The sequence below is a fragment of the Micromonospora haikouensis genome (assembly GCF_000876225.1).
GTDB classification, from domain to species: Bacteria; Actinomycetota; Actinomycetes; order Mycobacteriales; family Micromonosporaceae; genus Micromonospora; species Micromonospora haikouensis.
The window spans coordinates 695,388-712,023 of the sequence record NZ_JXSX01000001.1; the positions used below are offsets into that span (position 1 = coordinate 695,388).

Genomic DNA, 16,636 nt, shown 5'->3' on the forward strand with positions numbered 1-16,636 from the left:
CGGTGAGCAAGACGGTGGTGCATGTGCTGCGGCACGGTGAGGTGCACAACCCGGGCCAGATCCTCTACGGCCGGCTGCCCGGCTTCCGCCTGTCGGAGCTGGGCGTGCAGATGGCCAAGGCGGCGGCCCAGGGGCTCGCCGAGCGGCACGTGGTGCACGTGGTGGCCAGCCCGCTCGAACGCGCCCAGCAGACCGCCGAGCCGATCGCCGCCCAGTTCGGCCTGCCCGTCGGGGTGGACGAGCGGCTGATCGAGAGCGCCAACTGGTTCGAGGGCAAGAAGGTCTCCCCGGGCGACGGGTCGTTCCGCGACCCGCGCAACTGGTGGGTGCTGCGCGACCCGGTCACCCCGAGCTGGGGCGAGGCGTACCGGGCCATCGCCGAGCGGATGTTCGCCGCCCTGCACGCCGCCCGCGTCGCCGCCGAGGGCCGGGAGGCCGTGCTGGTCTCCCACCAGCTCCCCATCTGGACCCTGCGCCGGTACGTCGAGCGCAAGCGGCTCTGGCACGACCCGCGCAAGCGGCAGTGCGGGCTGGCCAGCCTCACCTCGTTCCACTTCGACGGCGCGAAGGTGGTGGGCATCGGCTACTCGGAGCCCGCCGCCCACCTCGTCGCCACATCGCCGACCGCCCGGACGGCCAAGGGGGCCTGATGCCAGCCCGAAGGTGGATCGCCGGACTCCTCGCGGCCGTGACGGCCACGGCGGCGCTGGCCGGCTGCTCCGGCGACAGCCAGGAGCGGCGCTGCGCCACCACCGACGGGGTCATCGAGTGCGCCCCCGACGAGCGCTCCGCCGCGCCGAAGCTCGCCGGTGAGCTGCTCACCGGCGGCAGCTACGACATCGCGAAGGACCTCGGGCAGGTCGTCGTGGTCAACTTCTGGGGCTCCTGGTGCCCGCCCTGCCGCGCCGAGGCCGACGACCTGGAGGCCACCTACCAGGCCACCAAGGGCTCCGGGGTGACGTTCCTCGGCATCAACGTGCAGGACAACCGGGACAAGGCCCTGGCGTTCGAGGAAGGTCGGGTCACCTACCCGAGCCTGTTCGACCCGCCGAGCCGGCTGGCCCTCGCCTTCGACATCGCGCCGAACACCATCCCGGCCACCGTGATCCTCGACCGGGACGGCCGGGTCGCCGTGGTCATCCGGTCGGCGGTCACCCAGGACCGGCTGCAACCGATCGTCGAGCGGATCGCCGCCGAGAAGCCCGCGCCCGACGGTTCCCGCTGATGGGCGAGACCTTCCACGACATCGCCAGCGGCGGCCCGCTGCTGCTGGCCATCGGCGCGGCGGCGCTCGCCGGGCTGGTCAGCTTCCTCTCCCCGTGCATCCTCCCCCTGGTCCCCGGCTACCTGTCCTACGTGACGGGCCTGGCCGGCACCGACCTGGAGCGTGCAAGAAAGGGCCCCCTGTCAACGCCTTCTGTAGAGCAGGGGCCCCCTGTTGACACCCCCGGGTCGGGTGAGCCGGCCGGCGGCGGGCACCCCGACGGGGGCGGGGTCGCCGTGCGGGAACGGGCGGCGGAGCGTACCCGGGAGGGGATCCGGACCGGCGCGGCCGTGAAGGGGCGGGTGCTCGCCGGGACGCTGCTCTTCATCGCCGGCTTCACCGCCGTCTTCACCGCCACCGCGATCCTCTTCGCCAGCGTCGGCCGGGTCCTCATCCAGTACGAGCGGCAGTTGGAGATCGGCGTGGGCGCGCTGATCGTCGTGCTCGGGCTGGCGTTCGTCGGGGTGCTCCCCGGCCTGCAACGGGAGTTCCGCATCCAGCGGCTGCCCGCCGCCGGCCTGCTCGGGGCCCCCGTCTTCGGCGCGGTCTTCGCGCTGAGCTGGATGCCCTGCACCGGCCCGACGCTCGCGGCGGTGCTCGGCATGGCCACCCCCGGCGGGCAACTCGACCGGGCCGTGGTGCTCGCCGTGGCGTACTGCCTCGGGCTGGGGGTGCCGTTCGTCGTCTTCGGGCTGGCCTTCCACCGGCTGCTCGGGGTGTTCCGCGCCGTGCGGCGCAACAGCCGCTGGGTCACCCGCGTCGGCGGGGTCCTGCTGATCCTGATCGGCCTGGCGCTGGTCACCGGCGGGTGGACCAACTTCGTGATCTGGTTGCAGACCACCGTCGGCGTGGGCGAGGTGAGCATCTGATGACGGTCGTCGAGGACCGGCCGGCCCCGCCGGCCGACGCCCCCCGCCGCCGGCCCAACCCCGTGCTGGCCCTGCTGCGCAACTCGTGGCGGCAGCTCACCAGCATGCGTACGGCGCTGATCCTGCTGTTCCTGCTCGCGGTCGCCGCGATCCCCGGCTCGGTGCTGCCGCAGCGCGGGGTCAACCCGGAGAACGTCAACAAGTACTTCGTCGAGCACCCCGACCTGGCCCCGAAGCTGGACCGGATCGGCGCGTTCGAGGTGTTCGGCTCGGTCTGGTTCTCGGCGATCTACCTGCTGCTGTTCACCTCGCTGATCGGCTGCATCGTGCCCCGGCTGCGCGACCACGTGCGCGCCCTGCGGGCGAAGCCACCGGCCGCGCCGAAGCGGCTGGACCGGCTGCCCCAGCACGCCGTGCTGACCGGCGTCGCCACCTCCGGTCCCGCAACCGTCGAGGGGATCGCGGCCGTCGAGGCCATCGCCGCCGAGCTGCGCCGCCGCCGCTGGCGCGTCCAGGTGCGCGGCACCGAGGTCTCCGCCGAGAAGGGCTACCTCAAGGAGACCGGCAACCTGCTGTTCCACACCTCGCTCATCGCCGTGCTGCTCGGGGTCGCGCTCGGCTCGTGGTACGGCTGGCACGGCAACAAGCTGCTGGTGGCCGGCGCGGACAACGCGTTCTGCAACACCCGGCAGCAGTACGCCGAGGCCAAGCTCGGCCCGCGCGTCGACAGCGCCGACCTGCCGCCGTTCTGCCTGACGCTGAAGAAGTTCGACGCGACGTTCCTGGAGTCGACGCAGCCGGAGTCGTACCGGGCGACGGTCGACGTGGAGGAGGCGGGCCGGGCCACCCGCACCGCGTCCTTCTCGGTGAACGACCCGCTGCGCCTCGGCGGCGCCAACGTCTACCTGCTCGGCCACGGGTACGCGCCGGTCCTGCGCTACACCGACCGCTACGGCAAGACGCAGACCAGCAACTTCCCGTTCCTGACCACCGGGGACGCCACCCTGACCAGCGAGGGCGTGGCCGCGTTCCCCGACGTCAACGTCGACCCGGCCACGGGGAAGCGGAACGCCGACCTCCAGGTCGCCTTCGAGGGGCTCTACCTGCCCACCGCGCCGCAGCAGCCCCCGTTCACCCGGTCGGAGTTCCCGACCGAGCGCAACCCGGCGGTGGTGCTGGTCGCCTACCGGGGCAACCTGGGCATGGACGCCGGCATCCCCGGCTCGGTCTACCAACTCGACCAGCGCCAGGTCAGCAACGGCAAGCTCAAGCAGATCGGCGACCGCAAGCTCGCCGTCGGCGAGAAGTGGACGCTGGACGACGGCAGCGTGCTGGAGTTCGTCGGCACGCAGCCGTACATCACGATCTCGGTCCGGTACGACCCCGGCTCGGCCCTGCTGCTGGTCAGCTCGACGACGCTGCTGATCGGCCTCATGGGCGCGCTGTTCGGCAAGCGCCGCCGGGTCTGGTTCCGCGTCACGCCGGCCGGGACGCCCCCGGCGACCGGCGCGACGGAGACTGCGGCGGACCCCGCCGGTGGATCTCCGACGGCCGGTAGTAGCTTGGTGGAGGCCGGTGGCCTGCCGCGCACCGACTATCCAGGGTTCGCCGACGAGTTCGCGCAGCTCGTCGCCGCCATCCGCGGCGACGGTACGCCGGGCGAGCGGGCCGGCGAGGCAACAGCGCGTGGCCCGGCCGGGACGCGAGAAGGAGCGCAGTGATGTCCGCACTCTCCGACCAACTGGTCACGTTCGCGACCCTGGCGTACCTGATCGCGATGATCAGCCACGCCGTCGAGTACGCCCTGGGCAACGCCCGCGCCGTCGCCCGGCCCGCCGCGCCCGCGCGCGAGCTGGTCGGGGCGGGGGTGGGTGCCGGGGGCAGCGTCCTTCCCGACGGTCCCGTCGCCAAGGCCGACGCCCCGCCGGTCGGCGTCGACCGTTCGACGGCCCGGGGCCGGCTCGCCGGCCGGGTGGCGGTGTGGATCACCGCGCTCGCCGCCGCGCTGCACCTCGGCGCCACGGTCACGCGCGGCATCGCCGCCGACCGGATGCCCTGGGGCAACATGTACGAGTTCGTGCTGACCGTGTCGTTCATCGGCACGGCGGCGTGGCTCGCCGTGCTGTGGAAGCGCCCCTCGCTGCGCCGCCTCGGGCTGTTCCTCACCCTCGTCATGGTGCTGCTGCTGGCGTTCGCCGAGCTGAAGCTCTATGTCGAGGTGGTGCCGCTGACCCCGGCGCTCAACTCCTACTGGTTCGTCGTGCACGTGTCGACGATCAGCTTCTCGTCGGGCATCTTCCTGCTGGGCGTCGTGCCGGCGATCGCGTTCCTCATGCGCAACGGCTACGAGCAGGGCAAGCGCAGCTTCCCGTACACCCTGGCGAAGCGGCTGCCGGCGGCGGCCGGCCTGGAGCGGCTGACCTTCTCGCTGCACGCCTTCGCGTTCCCGGTCTTCACCTTCGCGGTGATCGCCGGGGCGATCTGGGCGGAGGCCGCGTGGGGCCGGCCGTGGGGCTGGGACCCGAAGGAGACCTGGGCGTTCATCTCCTGGGTGGTCTACGCGGGCTACCTGCACGCCCGGGCCACCCCGAGCGTGCGACGCAACGTGGCGACCTGGCTCGCCATCGTCGGCTTCCTCACCGTGCTGATGAACCTGTTCGGCGTCAACTTCTTCTTCACCGGCCTGCACTCGTACGCCGGGGTGAGCTGACCCCCACCGGGTCCGACCCGCACGAGCGGGCCGGACCCGGCCCGGGTCAGTGGCAGGTGCCGGTGCCCGAGTCGGTGAAGGTGGCGCCGACCACCGGCAGGAACTGCCAGGTGTAGCTGCCCGGCGAGAGCGTCAGCTTGAGCACCCCGAAGGTGCGTCCGTTCTTGACCTCGCTGTTGGCGGCGGGCTCGGGGAACGAACTCTGGAGCGAACGGCCCCCGGTGCCCACCACGAACTCCCGGATGCCCCGGGCCGGGTCGGCGACCCCCGACGGGTCCTGCGGGGCGAACCGTTCGTACTGGTGGTTGTGCCCGTTGATGACGATCTCGGCCCCGGCGTCGTAGAGCGCCTGGAACAGGGGCCGGACGTTCGACGACTCCCGGCCGCCGGAGCTGAACAGCGGGTGATGATATTGGGCCAGGGTGCAGCGGGTCGGGTGCGCGGCCAGGTCCGCGCGCAGCCACCGTTCCTGCGCCGAGCCGGCCTGGCAGCCGCCCACCTTCGAGCAGTTGGTGTTCAGCACGACGATGTGCCAGCCGGCCTGGTCGAAGGAGTAGTAGCCCTTGCCGGGCGGCAGCACCGGGCCGAAGTAGTCGAAGGTGGGCTTGGCGTTGGCGGTCAGATAGTCGTGGTTGCCGAGGATGGGCTTCGTCCGGTCCTTGAACTGGCCCCACGTCGGGTCGTAGCAGTTGGCGAGCTGGTCCGCCGTACCGCTGTCGGTGAGGTCGCCGCCGGCCATGACGGTGCCGGGCTCGCGGGCGACGATCTGCGCGGTCTGCGCCGCCCCGGTGGTGCTGCACGCGGAGATGTCGCCGCCGTTGAGCAGCACGTTGTTGCCCGTGGGCGGGGTGCCGGTGCCGACGATCAGCTGCGGGGCGAAGGTGGTGGACTCCCGGCTGTCGTAGAAGGCGCCGTCCGGGTTGGTGGACGACAGGGCGAAGGCGATGAGCCCGTTGCCGGTGACGGCGGCGGTGACGTCCAGCTCGTACCAGGTGTTGCTGCGCACCGTGCCGATCGACCCGAACGGTCCGCCGATCGACGGCGGCCGGGTGGCGTACGTCAGCGTGCGCTCCGACCAGTCGGTGCCGGCCTGCTGCGCGGTGCCGCCGGCCGGGCTGGGGGCGTTGGGGGTGTTCTGGACGTGCAGCCGGAGGCGGGCGCTGCTGACCGGGTCGGTCAGCCGGGTGACCGTGAACTGGAGGTACGAGATCCGGGTCGGGGCGGCACCGACCACGAGCGAGTTGGTGCTGTTGAAGTTCGTGTTCGGGCTCGACGAGCTGACGTAGGTGTCCTGGCTGGGGAGGAACGTCACGGTCGTGGTTGCCGCCGCTGCCGGCGGCGCGCCGCCGAGCAGCCCGGCCACGAGGGCGAGGGCCGCCAGCACGCTGTGGAGAGCGCGTCTGCTCATGGGGATCTCCGTCCGGGCCGGCCGACCGCCACAGGTCGCGGCGCTGCCTCCCGGCCCGCCCATGCCCGGCGAGTGGACCCCGCGACCCGTCACCGTCGTGTCAACGGCTGGTCACCGCCGGGTGATCACCCCGTCGACGCGGAGCGTCACCTGGTAGGCGATCTCCGGCACGTCGGCCAGCTCGATCCGGTCCGACCGCATGGCGAGCTGGGCGTGCAGCTCCCGGGCCACGGCGTCGCGGATGCGGACCAGCAGGGGCGAGAGGCCGTCCGGGTCGCCGGACACGTACGCGTCGTCCATGCCCCCATCATGCATGTCGCCGGGTTGCTCTCTCGGGGCGAGCGCCCGCTCCCCTGCCCGGTGATCAAGAGGTTTGCGTCATCGCATAGATCAACTATGACGCTTTTCTCTTGATCACCGATCCGGGAAGCGGGGGGTGCGGGGGGCTGCCCAGCCCAGGAAGCGCGCGTGCAGGGCGCCGGGATTCGGCGCGTCGTGCGGGTCGAGCCGATACAGATCGTCGACGGCGTTGTACAGCATTCCGGCGAGGTAGATCGACAGAGCGATGGGGCTGTTCCGGTAGTCGGTCAGGAGGGTCAGCCGCGCCGTTGCGCAGGGCCACGGCGCGCCGCAGGCCCGGCAGAGCCAGAGCGGGCGAAGGGGTACGTGCAGCCGCGTGGGCCGTGCACAGCCGGTCATCGCGCTCTCCTCGCTCTCGGTGGGTGGCCTGGCGGCGGGGCCGTCCGTCGCCGACGTGCCGGACGGCCCCGCGACGGTTGCGCCCGTCCTTTCGGGTCGGATCCGGGCGGTTCCGTTGTGCACAGTCTGGCGAGGACCCCGCTACCGTGAGAAGGTGACTGGTTGCCCTGTGTGTTGGCCGGGGTGCTCGGTGAATGCCGTGAGAAACGCGGAAACGACGGTGAGGGGACGCGGGGATGGACGAGCGCCTGCGGGTGTTGATCGATGAGCTACGGCACATGCGGGCCGCCCGGAGGATGACCCAGGAGGACCTGGCGAAGGCGGTCAACTATTCGCCGTCGACGGTGGCGATGGTCGAGACCGGGGCGCGCAAGCCGCCGCCGGACTTCTGGGAGTTGGTCGACGTGGCGCTCGACACGGGCGGCGCGTTCGCGCGCATGCTGGTCCGCCTCGGGTCGCCGCAGTGGATGCGGGAGTGGGAGGCCAACGAGCGGCAGGCCACCGTGCTCCGGTCGTTCGAGAACACGGTGGTGCCGGGGTTGCTCCAGACGGCGGCCTACGCCCGCGCGCTGTTCCGCAGCGTCGGCCTCTTCGACGAGCCGGAGGTGGAGCAGCGGGTCGAGACGCGGCTGGCGCGGCAGGCGGTGCTCACCGGGGAGCGCCCGCCGCAGCTCGTCGCGGTGCTCGACGAGCACGTGCTGCGCCGCCCGGTCGGCGGCCCGGTGGTGATGCGCGAGCAATCGCTGCGCCTGGTGAAGCTGGCCACCGAGCATCCCCGGGTGCGGCTGCACGTCGTGCCCGGCACGGTCGGCGCGTATCCGGGTGTCGCCGGGGCCTTCGTACTGGCTACGCTGCCCACCGGGGAGGACGTCGTCTATCTCGACGATCAGCTCAAGGGCCAGGTGATCGACCACACCGGGGACGTGCTGGCGGTCCGGTCGGCCTGGGAGTCGATCCAGGGCGAGGCGCTGCCGCCCCGACAGTCGATCGACCTGTTGGCGGAGGTGGCAAAGTCATGGAGCTGACCGGCGCGCGGTGGCGCACCAGCACCCGGAGCAGCACCAACGGCGGCAACTGCGTCGAGGTGGCCGACAACCTCTCCGGCGTGGTCGGCGTGCGCGACAGCAAGGACCGCGACGGCGGTGTGCTGACGTTCGCCCCGGCCGCCTGGCGAGCCTTCGTGGCACTGGCCCGCACCCGCTGACCGGCACGCGGCGTCAGCCGCGCAGGAAGGGGAGCAGGAGGGCGGTCAGCTCGGCCGGGCGCTCCTCGAACAGCCAGTGGCCGCAGTCCTCGACCACCCGGCCCTCGACCGTGCGGGCGTACCGGCGCACCTGGTCGGCCACCTGCCCGCCGAGGCTGGCCCCGGCCCCGACGGCGAGCACCGGCATCGGCAGCGGCCGCTTCCGGTACGCCACGTTGTCCGCGACGTCCTGCCCGAACGCGCGGAAGTAGGCGAAGCTGGCCCGCAGGTGCGCCGGGTCCTTCAGATGCCGGGCGTACTCCTCGATGTCGTCCGCGCCGATGCTGCCCTTGTGCACCATGATCGAGTCGGTGAAGCGGTCCACCCAGAGCGACTCCCGGCCGGCGACCAGCTCCTCCGGCAGGCCGTTGGTGAGGTTGAAGAAGCCGAAGTTCCACACCGCCGGCCCGGCGGCGGTCAACGCGGGAAACGCGTAGATGCTCTCGTCGGGGATCGGTGCCTCGGTCAGCACCAGCCGGGACACCGTGCCGGGGTGCGCGGCGGCGTAGGCGTACGCGACCATGGTGCCCACGTCGTGGCCGACCAGCCGGATGTCGTCGGCCAGGCCCAGGCCGGTCAGCAGCCCGTGCAGGTCGGCGGCGACGGTCTTCTTGTCGTACCCGCCGGGCGGGGCGTCGCTGTCGCCGAAGCCGCGCAGGTCGGGGGCGATCACGTGGTACGAGTCGGCCAGCTCCGGCAGCAGCCCCCGCCACATCCGCCAGCACTGCGGGTAGCCGTGCAGCAGCACCAGGGTCGGCCCCCGGCCGCCCCGGACGTAGTTGATCGCCACCGCGCCGACCTGGGCCCGTTGCTCGGTGAACCCCGCCGGCACCCGCCCGTCGCCCATCGCCGCCCCCGTCCCGACCCCGGCGGCCCGACCACCCGTCGCACCGCCACCCGTACCAACGAGCGCCGATCGGGTGGGGAGACGCCCGCCGCCCGGGTGACCGGGCTTGTTGACAGGGGGCCCTTCCTCTGCAGGAAGCGTCAACAAGGGGCCCTTCCTTGCACCTCAGCACGGTGCGGGAGACTGGGGGCATGGCGGTTCGTGGGTTCCCGTACACCGATCTGAAGGACTTCCTCGCGGCCCTGGAGCGGGCGGGGGAGCTGCGCCGCGTCCGCGTCCCCGTGGACCCGACGCTGGAGATCAGCGAGATCGTCACCCGGACCGTGCGCGAGGGCGGCCCCGCGCTGCTGTTCGAGCGCCCCACCCGGGGTGAGCTGCCGGTGGCGATCAACCTGTTCGGCACCGAGAAGCGGATGGCGATGGCGCTGGGCGTCGACTCGCTCGACGAGATCGGCGCGCGGATCGGCGCGCTGATCAAGCCGGAGCTGCCCGTCGGCTGGTCCGGCATCCGCGAGGGCCTCGGCAAGGTCATGCAGCTCAAGTCGGTGCCGCCGCGCAAGGTCAAGACGGCCCCGTGCCAGCAGGTGGTCTACTCCGGCGACGACGTCGACCTGGGCCGGCTGCCCGGCCTCCAGGTCTGGCCCGGCGACGGCGGGATCTTCCACAACTACGGGCTCACCCACACCAAGCACCCCGAGACCGGCAAGCGCAACCTCGGCCTCTACCGGCTCCAGCAGCACTCCCGCAACACCCTCGGCATGCACTGGCAGATCCACAAGGACTCGACCGCCCACCACGCGGTGGCCGAGCGGCTCGGCCAGCGCCTGCCCGTCGCGGTCGCGATCGGCTGCGACCCGGTCGTCTCGTACGCGGCCAGCGCGCCGCTGCCCAGCGACATCGACGAGTACCTGTTCGCCGGGTTCCTGCGCGGCGAGCGGGTCGAGATGGTCGACTGCCTCACCGTCCCGCTCCAGGTGCCCGCGCACGCCCAGATCGTGCTGGAGGGCTACCTGGAGCCCGGCGAGCGGCTGCCCGAGGGGCCGTTCGGCGACCACACCGGCTTCTACACTCCGGTCGAGCCGTTCCCCGTGCTGCACATCGAGACGATGACCATGCAGCGCGACGCCGTCTACCACTCGATCGTCACCTCGAAGCCGCCGCAGGAGGACCACGGCCTCGGCAAGGCCACCGAGCGGATCTTCCAGCCGCTGCTCAAGCTGCTGATCCCCGACATCGTCGACTACGACCTGCCGGCCGCCGGGGTCTTCCACAACTGCGCGATCGTGTCGATCCGCAAGCGCTACCCGAAGCACGCCCAGAAGGTGATGAACGCCATCTGGGGCGCGCACCTGATGTCGCTGACCAAGCTGATCGTGATCGTGGACGAGGACTGCGACGTGCACGACTACCACGAGGTCGCGTTCCGGGCGTTCGGCAACGTCGACTACGCCCGCGACCTGCTGCTCACCGAGGGGCCCGTCGACCACCTCGACCACTCCTCCTACCAGCAGTTCTGGGGCGGCAAGGTCGGCGTCGACGCCACCCGCAAGCTGCCCACCGAGGGCTACACCCGGGGCTGGCCCGAGGAGATGACCATGGCCCCCGAGGTCGTCTCCCTGGTCGACAAGCGCTGGAAGGAGTACGGGATCTGATGGCCACCGCCGCTGCTGCGCCCGCGCGGCCGGGCCGCGTCAAGTCCTTCCTCAAGCTCGTCGCGATCGAGCACTCCGTCTTCGCGCTGCCGTTCGCGTACCTGTCGGCGCTGACCGCGATGCAGGTCGACGGCGGCCGGGTGCGCTGGCTCGACCTGCTGCTGATCACCGTGGCGATGGTCGGGGCGCGGACGTTCGCCATGGCCGCCAACCGCATCCTCGACCGGCGGATCGACGCGCGGAACCCGCGTACCGCCGCCCGGGAACTGGTCACCGGGGCGGTGAGCGTGCGGACGGCCTGGACCGGCGCGGGCGTCGCGCTCGTGGTGTTCCTCGCCGCCGCCGCCCTGCTCAACCCGCTCTGCCTGGCGCTCGCGCCGCTCGCGGTGGTCCCGCTGGTCGTCTACCCGTACGGCAAGCGGTTCACCAACTGGCCGCACGCGATCCTCGCGGTCGCCCAGGCGGTCGGCCCGGTCGGCGCGTGGCTCGCCGTCACCGGCACCTTCGCCGGCTCGTGGCCGGCGTTTCTGCTCGGCGCGGCCGTCGGCCTGTGGATCGGCGGCTTCGACCTGATCTACGCCTGCCAGGACGCCGAGGTCGACCGCGAGATCGGCGTGCACAGCGTGCCCGCGCGGTACGGGCTGCGGTTCGCCCTGCACGCCTCCACCGTCGCGCACGTGGTGACGTTCGCGCTGTTCGTCTGGTTCGGGGCGCTCGTCGGGTTCGGCTGGCCGTGGTGGATCGGGCTGGCCCTCACCGCCGCCGCGTTCGGCTACCAGCACCTCGTGGTCAGCCCGACAGACCTGAGCAAGGTCAACCGGGCGTTCTTCACGGCGAACGGGTTCGTCGGCATCGCGCTGTTCGTGTTCGCGCTGGTCGACCTCGTGGCCAGGCTGGGCCTGCACCCCTGAGCGAGCCCCCGCCGCCCGCGTCGCCGTCCCCCGGGTCGCCGCCCCCCGGCGCTGCTCCCGCCGCTGGCCAGCGTGGCTAGGAAGGGGCCCCTGCTCTACCGGAAGCGTTGAGAAGGGGCCCCTCCTTACCGCCGCCGCCTCCGTAGCGGGCGCTCTCCAGCGTCCAGTCGATCGTGCCCCGGACGGCGGCGGCGACCCCGTCGAGGTGGTCGGCGACCGCCTCGTCCAGCGCCGGCCCGAACGACGGCACGCCCGCGCGTAGCTCGACGAAGCGGCGCATCGCCGTCCGCCACCACTCGGCGGCCGGGCCGAGCGCCGCCTCCACCCCGACGCCCCGCTCGGCGGCCAGCGCCAGCACCAGGTTGTGCCCGCCGGAGGTGGCCCGGTCCCGCTCCAGCGAGGCGATGTCGTTGTACCAGGAGAGCAGGTCGTTGCCGAGATCGCCGATCTCGCGCAGCCGCGGGTGGTGGTACACCGCGTCGGGCAGCGGCCGGCCCGTCACGAACTCGATCAGCGGATACGACACGTACGCCGCCGAGGTGGCCCGGCGCAGCTCGACGTACCGGGCGACGTCCGGCGGGCGGCCGGCCGCCTTCTCCACCGCCTCCAGCCACGCGCCGTGCAGGTGGTGACCGACCGCGTCCGTGAACCTCTCCCGCCAGCGCGCCGGCATCCGGCGGCGCGGTTCCCGCCACGCCCGCACCAGCAGCCGGCGCAGTGGACCCGTGAGGCCCGGGTGCCGGCCTCGGGGCCCGTCGCGCAGCAGCCGGAGCGTCCCGTCCCGCAGGGCGAGGATCTCGTCGGGGCGCAGCCGGTCCGGCCGGTCGCAGGCGTCGTCGACCAGGAAGAACCAGGTGAACAGGGCCGCGATGGCCCGCAGGTCGGGCTCGGTGGCCTCCGGGTAGAGCCGGCCCGCGTACCGGGCGAACCGGGCGCGGGACAACCGGTCCAGGGCGGGGGAGTCCAACGGCAGGCCGACCCCGGGCAGCCGGTCGTCGAGCCAGCGTTGCACCCGGTCGGCGTACGGCGACAGCCGAGGCGGAATCGGGCAGTCGGCGCGCAGCGACCGGAGGATGTCGTCGGTCATCACCGATTCCCCCTGTGGGACGTGAATCGTTTTCGGCAGCATGGCAGGTCGACCCCGTGCGATGCCCCCCACCCTGCCCCGGGGGTGGGGGCGGTCGGCGGCCCACCGCCGTGACCAGGCAGGCTGGAGGGCATGCGGGAACCATGGGTGGTGGGAGTCTCCGGCGCATCGGGCACGCCGTACGCGGCGGCGGTCGTCCGAGGGCTGCTCGACGCCGGCGAACCGGTGGACCTGGTCGTCTCCCGGGCCGCCCGGCTGACCATCCTCGACGAGACCGGGCGGGCCTTCCGCGACGGGCACTGGGCCGAGGACCTCGCCGCCTGGCTCGGCCGCGACCTGGGCGACGCCGACGTGCGGCACTGGCCCGCCGGCGACCTCGCCGCCGGCCCCAGCAGCGGCTCCTACCGGGTACGCGGAATGGCGGTCGTGCCGGCCAGCACGGCGGCCTGCGCCGGCATCGCGATCGGCCTGTCGAAGGACCTGTTGCAGCGGGCCGCCGAGGTCAACCTCAAGGAGCGCCGGCCGGTGGTGGTCGTGCCCCGCGAGACGCCGGTGACCCGCAGCCACCTGGAGCACCTGATCGCCCTGCACGACGCCGGGGCGGTGGTGCTGCCGGCCAGCCCCGGCTTCTACGGTGCCGGGGCGTCCGCCTCCGCGCAGCAGCTCGTCGACTTCGTGGCCGGGAAGGTGCTCGACGCGCTGGGCGTGCCGCACACGCTGTTCCGCCGCTGGTCCGGCGAGCTGGGCGCCACCCGCTCCTGAACCACGTCGGGGGCCGGTGGTCGGCCCTGCCGCTGCGGGCTTCCGACGCCGGGACCGGTGGCGGGACGCGGGCCGGACTGGCCGGCCCGTGCCCGTCAGCGCACCTGCTCAGTACATCCCGGCATTGGCCGGGCCAGGGCCGGTCGACGCGGCGGGGCCGACGTTACGGGCCTTCCCCATCTCGTCCGCCTCGTCCAGCATGCCCTCCCCCTCAAGCAGGGCCCGCACCTCGGATTCCCGAAACCGGCGATGCCCGCCTGGAGTCCGGATGCTGCCGATCCGGCCGGCCGCCGCCCAGCGCGTCACAGTTTTCGGGTCAACCCGAAACAGCGCGGCGACCTCACCCGGTGTCAGCAGGCGATCTCCAGTGTCCACAGCCCCCTCCTCGCGTCGACGAAGCCCCCGGCTGAACACACTGCCCCCGGCCGGTGCGAGCCCAGAGCCGTCATGAGGGACGTATGGCAATTACAGCACCAGCGACCTGGCCTGTCCGCCAAACGCGAAAAACGCACTGAGTGGGAAGTTAGTAAACTGGGGCGCCTCTGCTCTCCCTCGACCGAAGGTCTGCGGACACTCACCTACTGTCATGTGCAACGCATGCCGGGCGACCGGCGTTACGCCCCAACGACTAGGGTCACAGTCCGTGGACGCCATCGACCTGAGCCTCGTGGAGCTGTTGCAGGGCAACGCCCGACTCTCGTACGCCGAGCTGGCCCGCCAGGTCGGGCTCTCCGCCCCGGCCGTGCACGAGCGGGTCGGCAAGCTGGAGTCGAGCGGCGTCGTGCGGGCCTACCGGGCCGAGGTCGAGCCCGAGGCCATCGGCCTCGGCGTGACCGCGCTCATCGGCATCGTCGAGGACTCCGGCGGCGACACCGACGACGTGCTGGAGGCGTTCCGGCGGATGCCCGAGATCGAGTCCTGCTACTTCATGGCGGGAGTCGAGTCGTTCCTGCTCAAGGCCCGGGTCGGCACCATCGCCGAGCTGGAGCAGCTGATCGTGCGGCTGAACCGTACCCCCGGGGTGGCCTCCACCCGGACGGGCATCGCGCTGTCCACCAAGTGGGAGAACCGCCCGCAACCGCTCGCCCGCCCCGCGACCTGACCGGGCCGCGACCAGGGCCGATCCGCTTGCTACGTTTCCGAACATGACTCATCTCGACCGGTGCGACGAGGCCAGCCGGCGCTGGGTGACCGAGGCGATCGCCACGGTCGAGGCCGACGCCAACCGGTCCGCCGACACCCACCTCCTGCCGTTCCCGCTGCCCCGCGAGTGGGGCATCGACCTCTATCTCAAGGACGAGTCGGTGCACCCCACCGGCTCCCTCAAGCACCGGCTCGCCCGCTCCCTGTTCCTGTACGGGCTCTGCAACGGCTGGATCGGCCCCGGGACGACGATCGTCGAGGCGTCCTCCGGCTCGACGGCGGTCTCCGAGGCGTACTTCGCCCGGATGCTGGGGCTGCCGTTCATCGCGGTCATGCCGGCGTCCACCTCGCCCGAGAAGATCACCCAGATCGAGTTCCAGGGCGGGCGCTGCCACCTCGTCGACGACCCGGCCAAGGTGGTGGTCGAGGCGCGCTGGCTCGCCGAGGACTCCGGCGGGCACTTCATGGACCAGTTCACGTACGCCGAGCGGGCCACCGACTGGCGGGGCAACAACAACATCGCCGAGTCGATCTACGCCCAGCTCGCGCTGGAGCGGCACCCCGTACCGGCCTGGATCGTCGTCGGGGCCGGCACCGGCGGCACCAGCGCCACCATCGGCCGCTACACCCGGTTCCGGCGGCTGCCCACCAAGCTCTGCGTGGTCGACCCGGAGAACTCGGCGTTCTACCCCGCCTGGCAGGCCGCCGACTGGTCGGTGTGCACTGGCCGGGGCTCGCGGATCGAGGGCATCGGCCGGCCCAGCGTGGAGGCGTCGTTCCTGCCCGCCGTGGTGGACCGGATGGTCCAGGTGCCCGACGCCGCGTCCCTGGCCGCCATGCGGGCCGGCTCGGCCCTGCTCGGCCGCCGCGTCGGCGGCTCCACCGGCACCAACCTGTGGGGCGCGTTCGGCCTGATCGCCGGCATGCTCGCGGAGGGCCGCACCGGCTCGGTGGTCACCCTGATCTGCGACCCGGGGGACCGGTACGCCGACACGTACTACGCCGACGACTGGGTGGCCGGGCAGGGCCTCGACCTCGCCCCGCACCTGGCCACCGTCGACCGTTTCCTGGCGACCGGCGCCTGGCCCGCGTGACGTGCCAGGAAGGGCCCCCTGTCAACGCATTCTGTTGGACAGGGGACCCCTGCTGACACGGGGCGCGCGACCGCGAGCCCTCAGCGCGGGGCGATGCGTTCGGCCAGGCCCGGATAGCGCAGCACCCAGCCGCCCGGGTCGACGTCCAGCTCCGTGGTGAACGTTTCGCTGGCGAAGCGGACCCGGCCGGGCCCGAGCGCCGTGTAGACCTGCTCGGCGGGCAGCACCATCAGGCTGGGCACCTGCACCCACGCCACGGTGATCCGGTGCGCCGCCCCCGGCTCCGCCGCGCCCGGAGGCGAGGTCGTGGTCGCGGCCGGGGCCAGCCCGAGCCGGCGTACCGGAAGGGTGTTGAACAGCGGCGAACCGCCCAGGTCGACGTCCACCGCGCCCGCCAGCCGGTCCGGATCGTCGAGGCCGGGCAGGCCGGCCGCCGGATGCCCGGCCGCCCGCAACGCCGCGTCCAGGTCGCCCTGCTCGGCGGCGGTCACCCGCCACCGGTCACCCGCCGGCTCCAGGCGTACGCTCCGCTGCCAGCCCGCGCCCTCCGCCTCGACCTCCAGCCGGCTGGTGGCCCAGTCGGGCCCGACCGTCAGCCGGTACCGGCAGGTGTAGGGGATCGGGTCGACGGCGAGCACGACGCCCTGCGCGCCGAGCCCGGCGCCGTCGTCGAACACCACGTGCTCGCTGCCGGCGGTGTCCGTCCGGGCCCAGAACAGCGACTTCGGCATTGTCGGCATGAACCGGACGTTACGGCACGCCGGGGTCGCCGTCAGCGCAAGCGGAAACGCCGCCGCGGAGCGTGGGCTCCGCGGCGGCGTTCCGGTCGTCGTCAGAATCAGTGGGTACGCGCCGGCGGTCGCCCGCCGAAGCCGCGCCGGTCGTCACGGGGCCGGTCGTCCCGTCCGCGCCCCTCGGGGCGGAAGCCGCCCCGCCGGTCGCCGGTA

At 72.8% G+C, this 16,636-nt stretch carries 19 protein-coding genes; 12 read left to right on the forward strand and 7 right to left on the reverse strand.

What is annotated here, in order from left to right; all coding sequences use genetic code 11:
* The first annotated feature begins 2 nt into the window (after positions 1-2).
* From TK50_RS03135 to ccsB, 5 genes are read left to right on the forward strand one after another with little or no spacing between them, the layout of a single operon-like run.
* On the forward strand, positions 3-650 hold the full coding sequence (locus TK50_RS03135; RefSeq protein WP_043961327.1) for a histidine phosphatase family protein: 648 nt from the start codon (positions 3-5) through the stop codon (positions 648-650).
* Entirely contained in the window at positions 650-1,225 is a 576-nt protein-coding gene (locus TK50_RS03140; RefSeq protein WP_043961329.1) for a TlpA family protein disulfide reductase, read from the forward strand. Before TK50_RS03135 ends, TK50_RS03140 begins: the two co-directional genes overlap by 1 nt.
* A complete protein-coding gene (locus TK50_RS03145; RefSeq protein WP_043961331.1) occupies positions 1,225-2,133 on the forward strand; it encodes a cytochrome c biogenesis CcdA family protein in 909 nt (302 codons plus the stop codon). The genes TK50_RS03140 and TK50_RS03145 overlap by 1 nt, the downstream gene beginning before the upstream one ends.
* Positions 2,133-3,854: a cytochrome c biogenesis protein ResB gene (resB, locus tag TK50_RS03150; RefSeq protein WP_043961333.1), complete on the forward strand. Its 1,722-nt coding sequence runs from the start codon at positions 2,133-2,135 to the stop codon at positions 3,852-3,854. The genes TK50_RS03145 and resB overlap by 1 nt, the downstream gene beginning before the upstream one ends.
* A complete protein-coding gene (gene ccsB / locus TK50_RS03155) occupies positions 3,854-4,843 on the forward strand; it encodes a c-type cytochrome biogenesis protein CcsB (protein WP_043961335.1) in 990 nt (329 codons plus the stop codon). The genes resB and ccsB overlap by 1 nt, the downstream gene beginning before the upstream one ends.
* A 46-nt stretch (positions 4,844-4,889) precedes the next feature.
* Here ccsB and TK50_RS03160 read toward each other — a convergent pair whose 3' ends face one another.
* The 3 genes from TK50_RS03160 to TK50_RS03170 form a co-directional block, all read right to left on the reverse strand.
* Complete coding sequence (locus TK50_RS03160) at positions 4,890-6,251, reverse strand: CBM96 family carbohydrate-binding protein (protein WP_043961336.1); 1,362 nt, start codon at positions 6,249-6,251, stop codon at positions 4,890-4,892.
* 111 nt (positions 6,252-6,362) lie between these two features.
* Positions 6,363-6,551 carry a hypothetical protein gene (locus TK50_RS03165; protein ID WP_043961338.1) on the reverse strand — a complete coding sequence of 63 codons (189 nt, stop codon included), beginning with the start codon at positions 6,549-6,551 and terminating at the stop codon, positions 6,363-6,365.
* 114 nt (positions 6,552-6,665) lie between these two features.
* Entirely contained in the window at positions 6,666-6,950 is a 285-nt protein-coding gene (locus tag TK50_RS03170; RefSeq protein ID WP_043961339.1) for a hypothetical protein, read from the reverse strand.
* Between the two features lie 236 nt (positions 6,951-7,186).
* On the opposite strand from TK50_RS03170, the gene TK50_RS03175 reads away from it, so the two are divergent.
* A complete protein-coding gene (locus TK50_RS03175; RefSeq protein ID WP_082106143.1) occupies positions 7,187-7,975 on the forward strand; it encodes a helix-turn-helix domain-containing protein in 789 nt (262 codons plus the stop codon).
* Positions 7,966-8,154, forward strand: a complete 189-nt coding sequence (locus TK50_RS03180; RefSeq protein ID WP_043961341.1) for a DUF397 domain-containing protein — start codon at positions 7,966-7,968, stop codon at positions 8,152-8,154. The genes TK50_RS03175 and TK50_RS03180 overlap by 10 nt, the downstream gene beginning before the upstream one ends.
* A gap of 13 nt (positions 8,155-8,167) precedes the next feature.
* Here the strand turns inward: TK50_RS03180 and TK50_RS03185 are convergent, their stop codons facing one another.
* Positions 8,168-9,040 carry an alpha/beta fold hydrolase gene (locus TK50_RS03185; protein ID WP_043961342.1) on the reverse strand — a complete coding sequence of 291 codons (873 nt, stop codon included), beginning with the start codon at positions 9,038-9,040 and terminating at the stop codon, positions 8,168-8,170.
* 191 nt (positions 9,041-9,231) lie between these two features.
* On the opposite strand from TK50_RS03185, the gene TK50_RS03190 reads away from it, so the two are divergent.
* Positions 9,232-10,692 carry a menaquinone biosynthesis decarboxylase gene (locus TK50_RS03190; RefSeq protein WP_043961344.1) on the forward strand — a complete coding sequence of 487 codons (1,461 nt, stop codon included), beginning with the start codon at positions 9,232-9,234 and terminating at the stop codon, positions 10,690-10,692.
* Positions 10,692-11,603 (forward strand): menaquinone biosynthesis prenyltransferase MqnP, encoded by a 912-nt coding sequence (mqnP, locus tag TK50_RS03195; protein ID WP_043961346.1) that lies wholly within the window; start codon positions 10,692-10,694, stop codon positions 11,601-11,603. The genes TK50_RS03190 and mqnP overlap by 1 nt, the downstream gene beginning before the upstream one ends.
* Before the next feature lie 76 nt (positions 11,604-11,679).
* On the opposite strand, the gene TK50_RS03200 is transcribed toward mqnP, so the two are convergent.
* On the reverse strand, positions 11,680-12,690 hold the full coding sequence (locus tag TK50_RS03200; RefSeq protein WP_082106144.1) for a terpene synthase family protein: 1,011 nt from the start codon (positions 12,688-12,690) through the stop codon (positions 11,680-11,682).
* 132 nt (positions 12,691-12,822) lie between these two features.
* Here TK50_RS03200 and TK50_RS03205 point away from each other — a divergent pair, with 132 nt between their 5' ends.
* Positions 12,823-13,452: a UbiX family flavin prenyltransferase gene (locus TK50_RS03205; RefSeq protein WP_043961350.1), complete on the forward strand. Its 630-nt coding sequence runs from the start codon at positions 12,823-12,825 to the stop codon at positions 13,450-13,452.
* Positions 13,453-13,560: 108 nt separating this feature from the next.
* On the opposite strand, the gene TK50_RS03210 is transcribed toward TK50_RS03205, so the two are convergent.
* Positions 13,561-13,827, reverse strand: coding sequence for a BldC family transcriptional regulator (locus TK50_RS03210; protein ID WP_043961351.1), 267 nt, complete (start codon positions 13,825-13,827; stop codon positions 13,561-13,563).
* Between the two features lie 268 nt (positions 13,828-14,095).
* On the opposite strand from TK50_RS03210, the gene TK50_RS03215 reads away from it, so the two are divergent.
* Positions 14,096-14,554 carry an Lrp/AsnC family transcriptional regulator gene (locus tag TK50_RS03215; RefSeq protein WP_043961353.1) on the forward strand — a complete coding sequence of 153 codons (459 nt, stop codon included), beginning with the start codon at positions 14,096-14,098 and terminating at the stop codon, positions 14,552-14,554.
* 43 nt (positions 14,555-14,597) lie between these two features.
* Positions 14,598-15,689, forward strand: coding sequence for an L-cysteine desulfhydrase Cds1 (gene cds1, locus TK50_RS03220; protein ID WP_043961355.1), 1,092 nt, complete (start codon positions 14,598-14,600; stop codon positions 15,687-15,689).
* Between the two features lie 80 nt (positions 15,690-15,769).
* On the opposite strand, the gene TK50_RS03225 is transcribed toward cds1, so the two are convergent.
* Positions 15,770-16,429 (reverse strand): putative glycolipid-binding domain-containing protein, encoded by a 660-nt coding sequence (locus TK50_RS03225; protein ID WP_229406416.1) that lies wholly within the window; start codon positions 16,427-16,429, stop codon positions 15,770-15,772.
* Positions 16,430-16,636 lie beyond the last annotated feature (207 nt).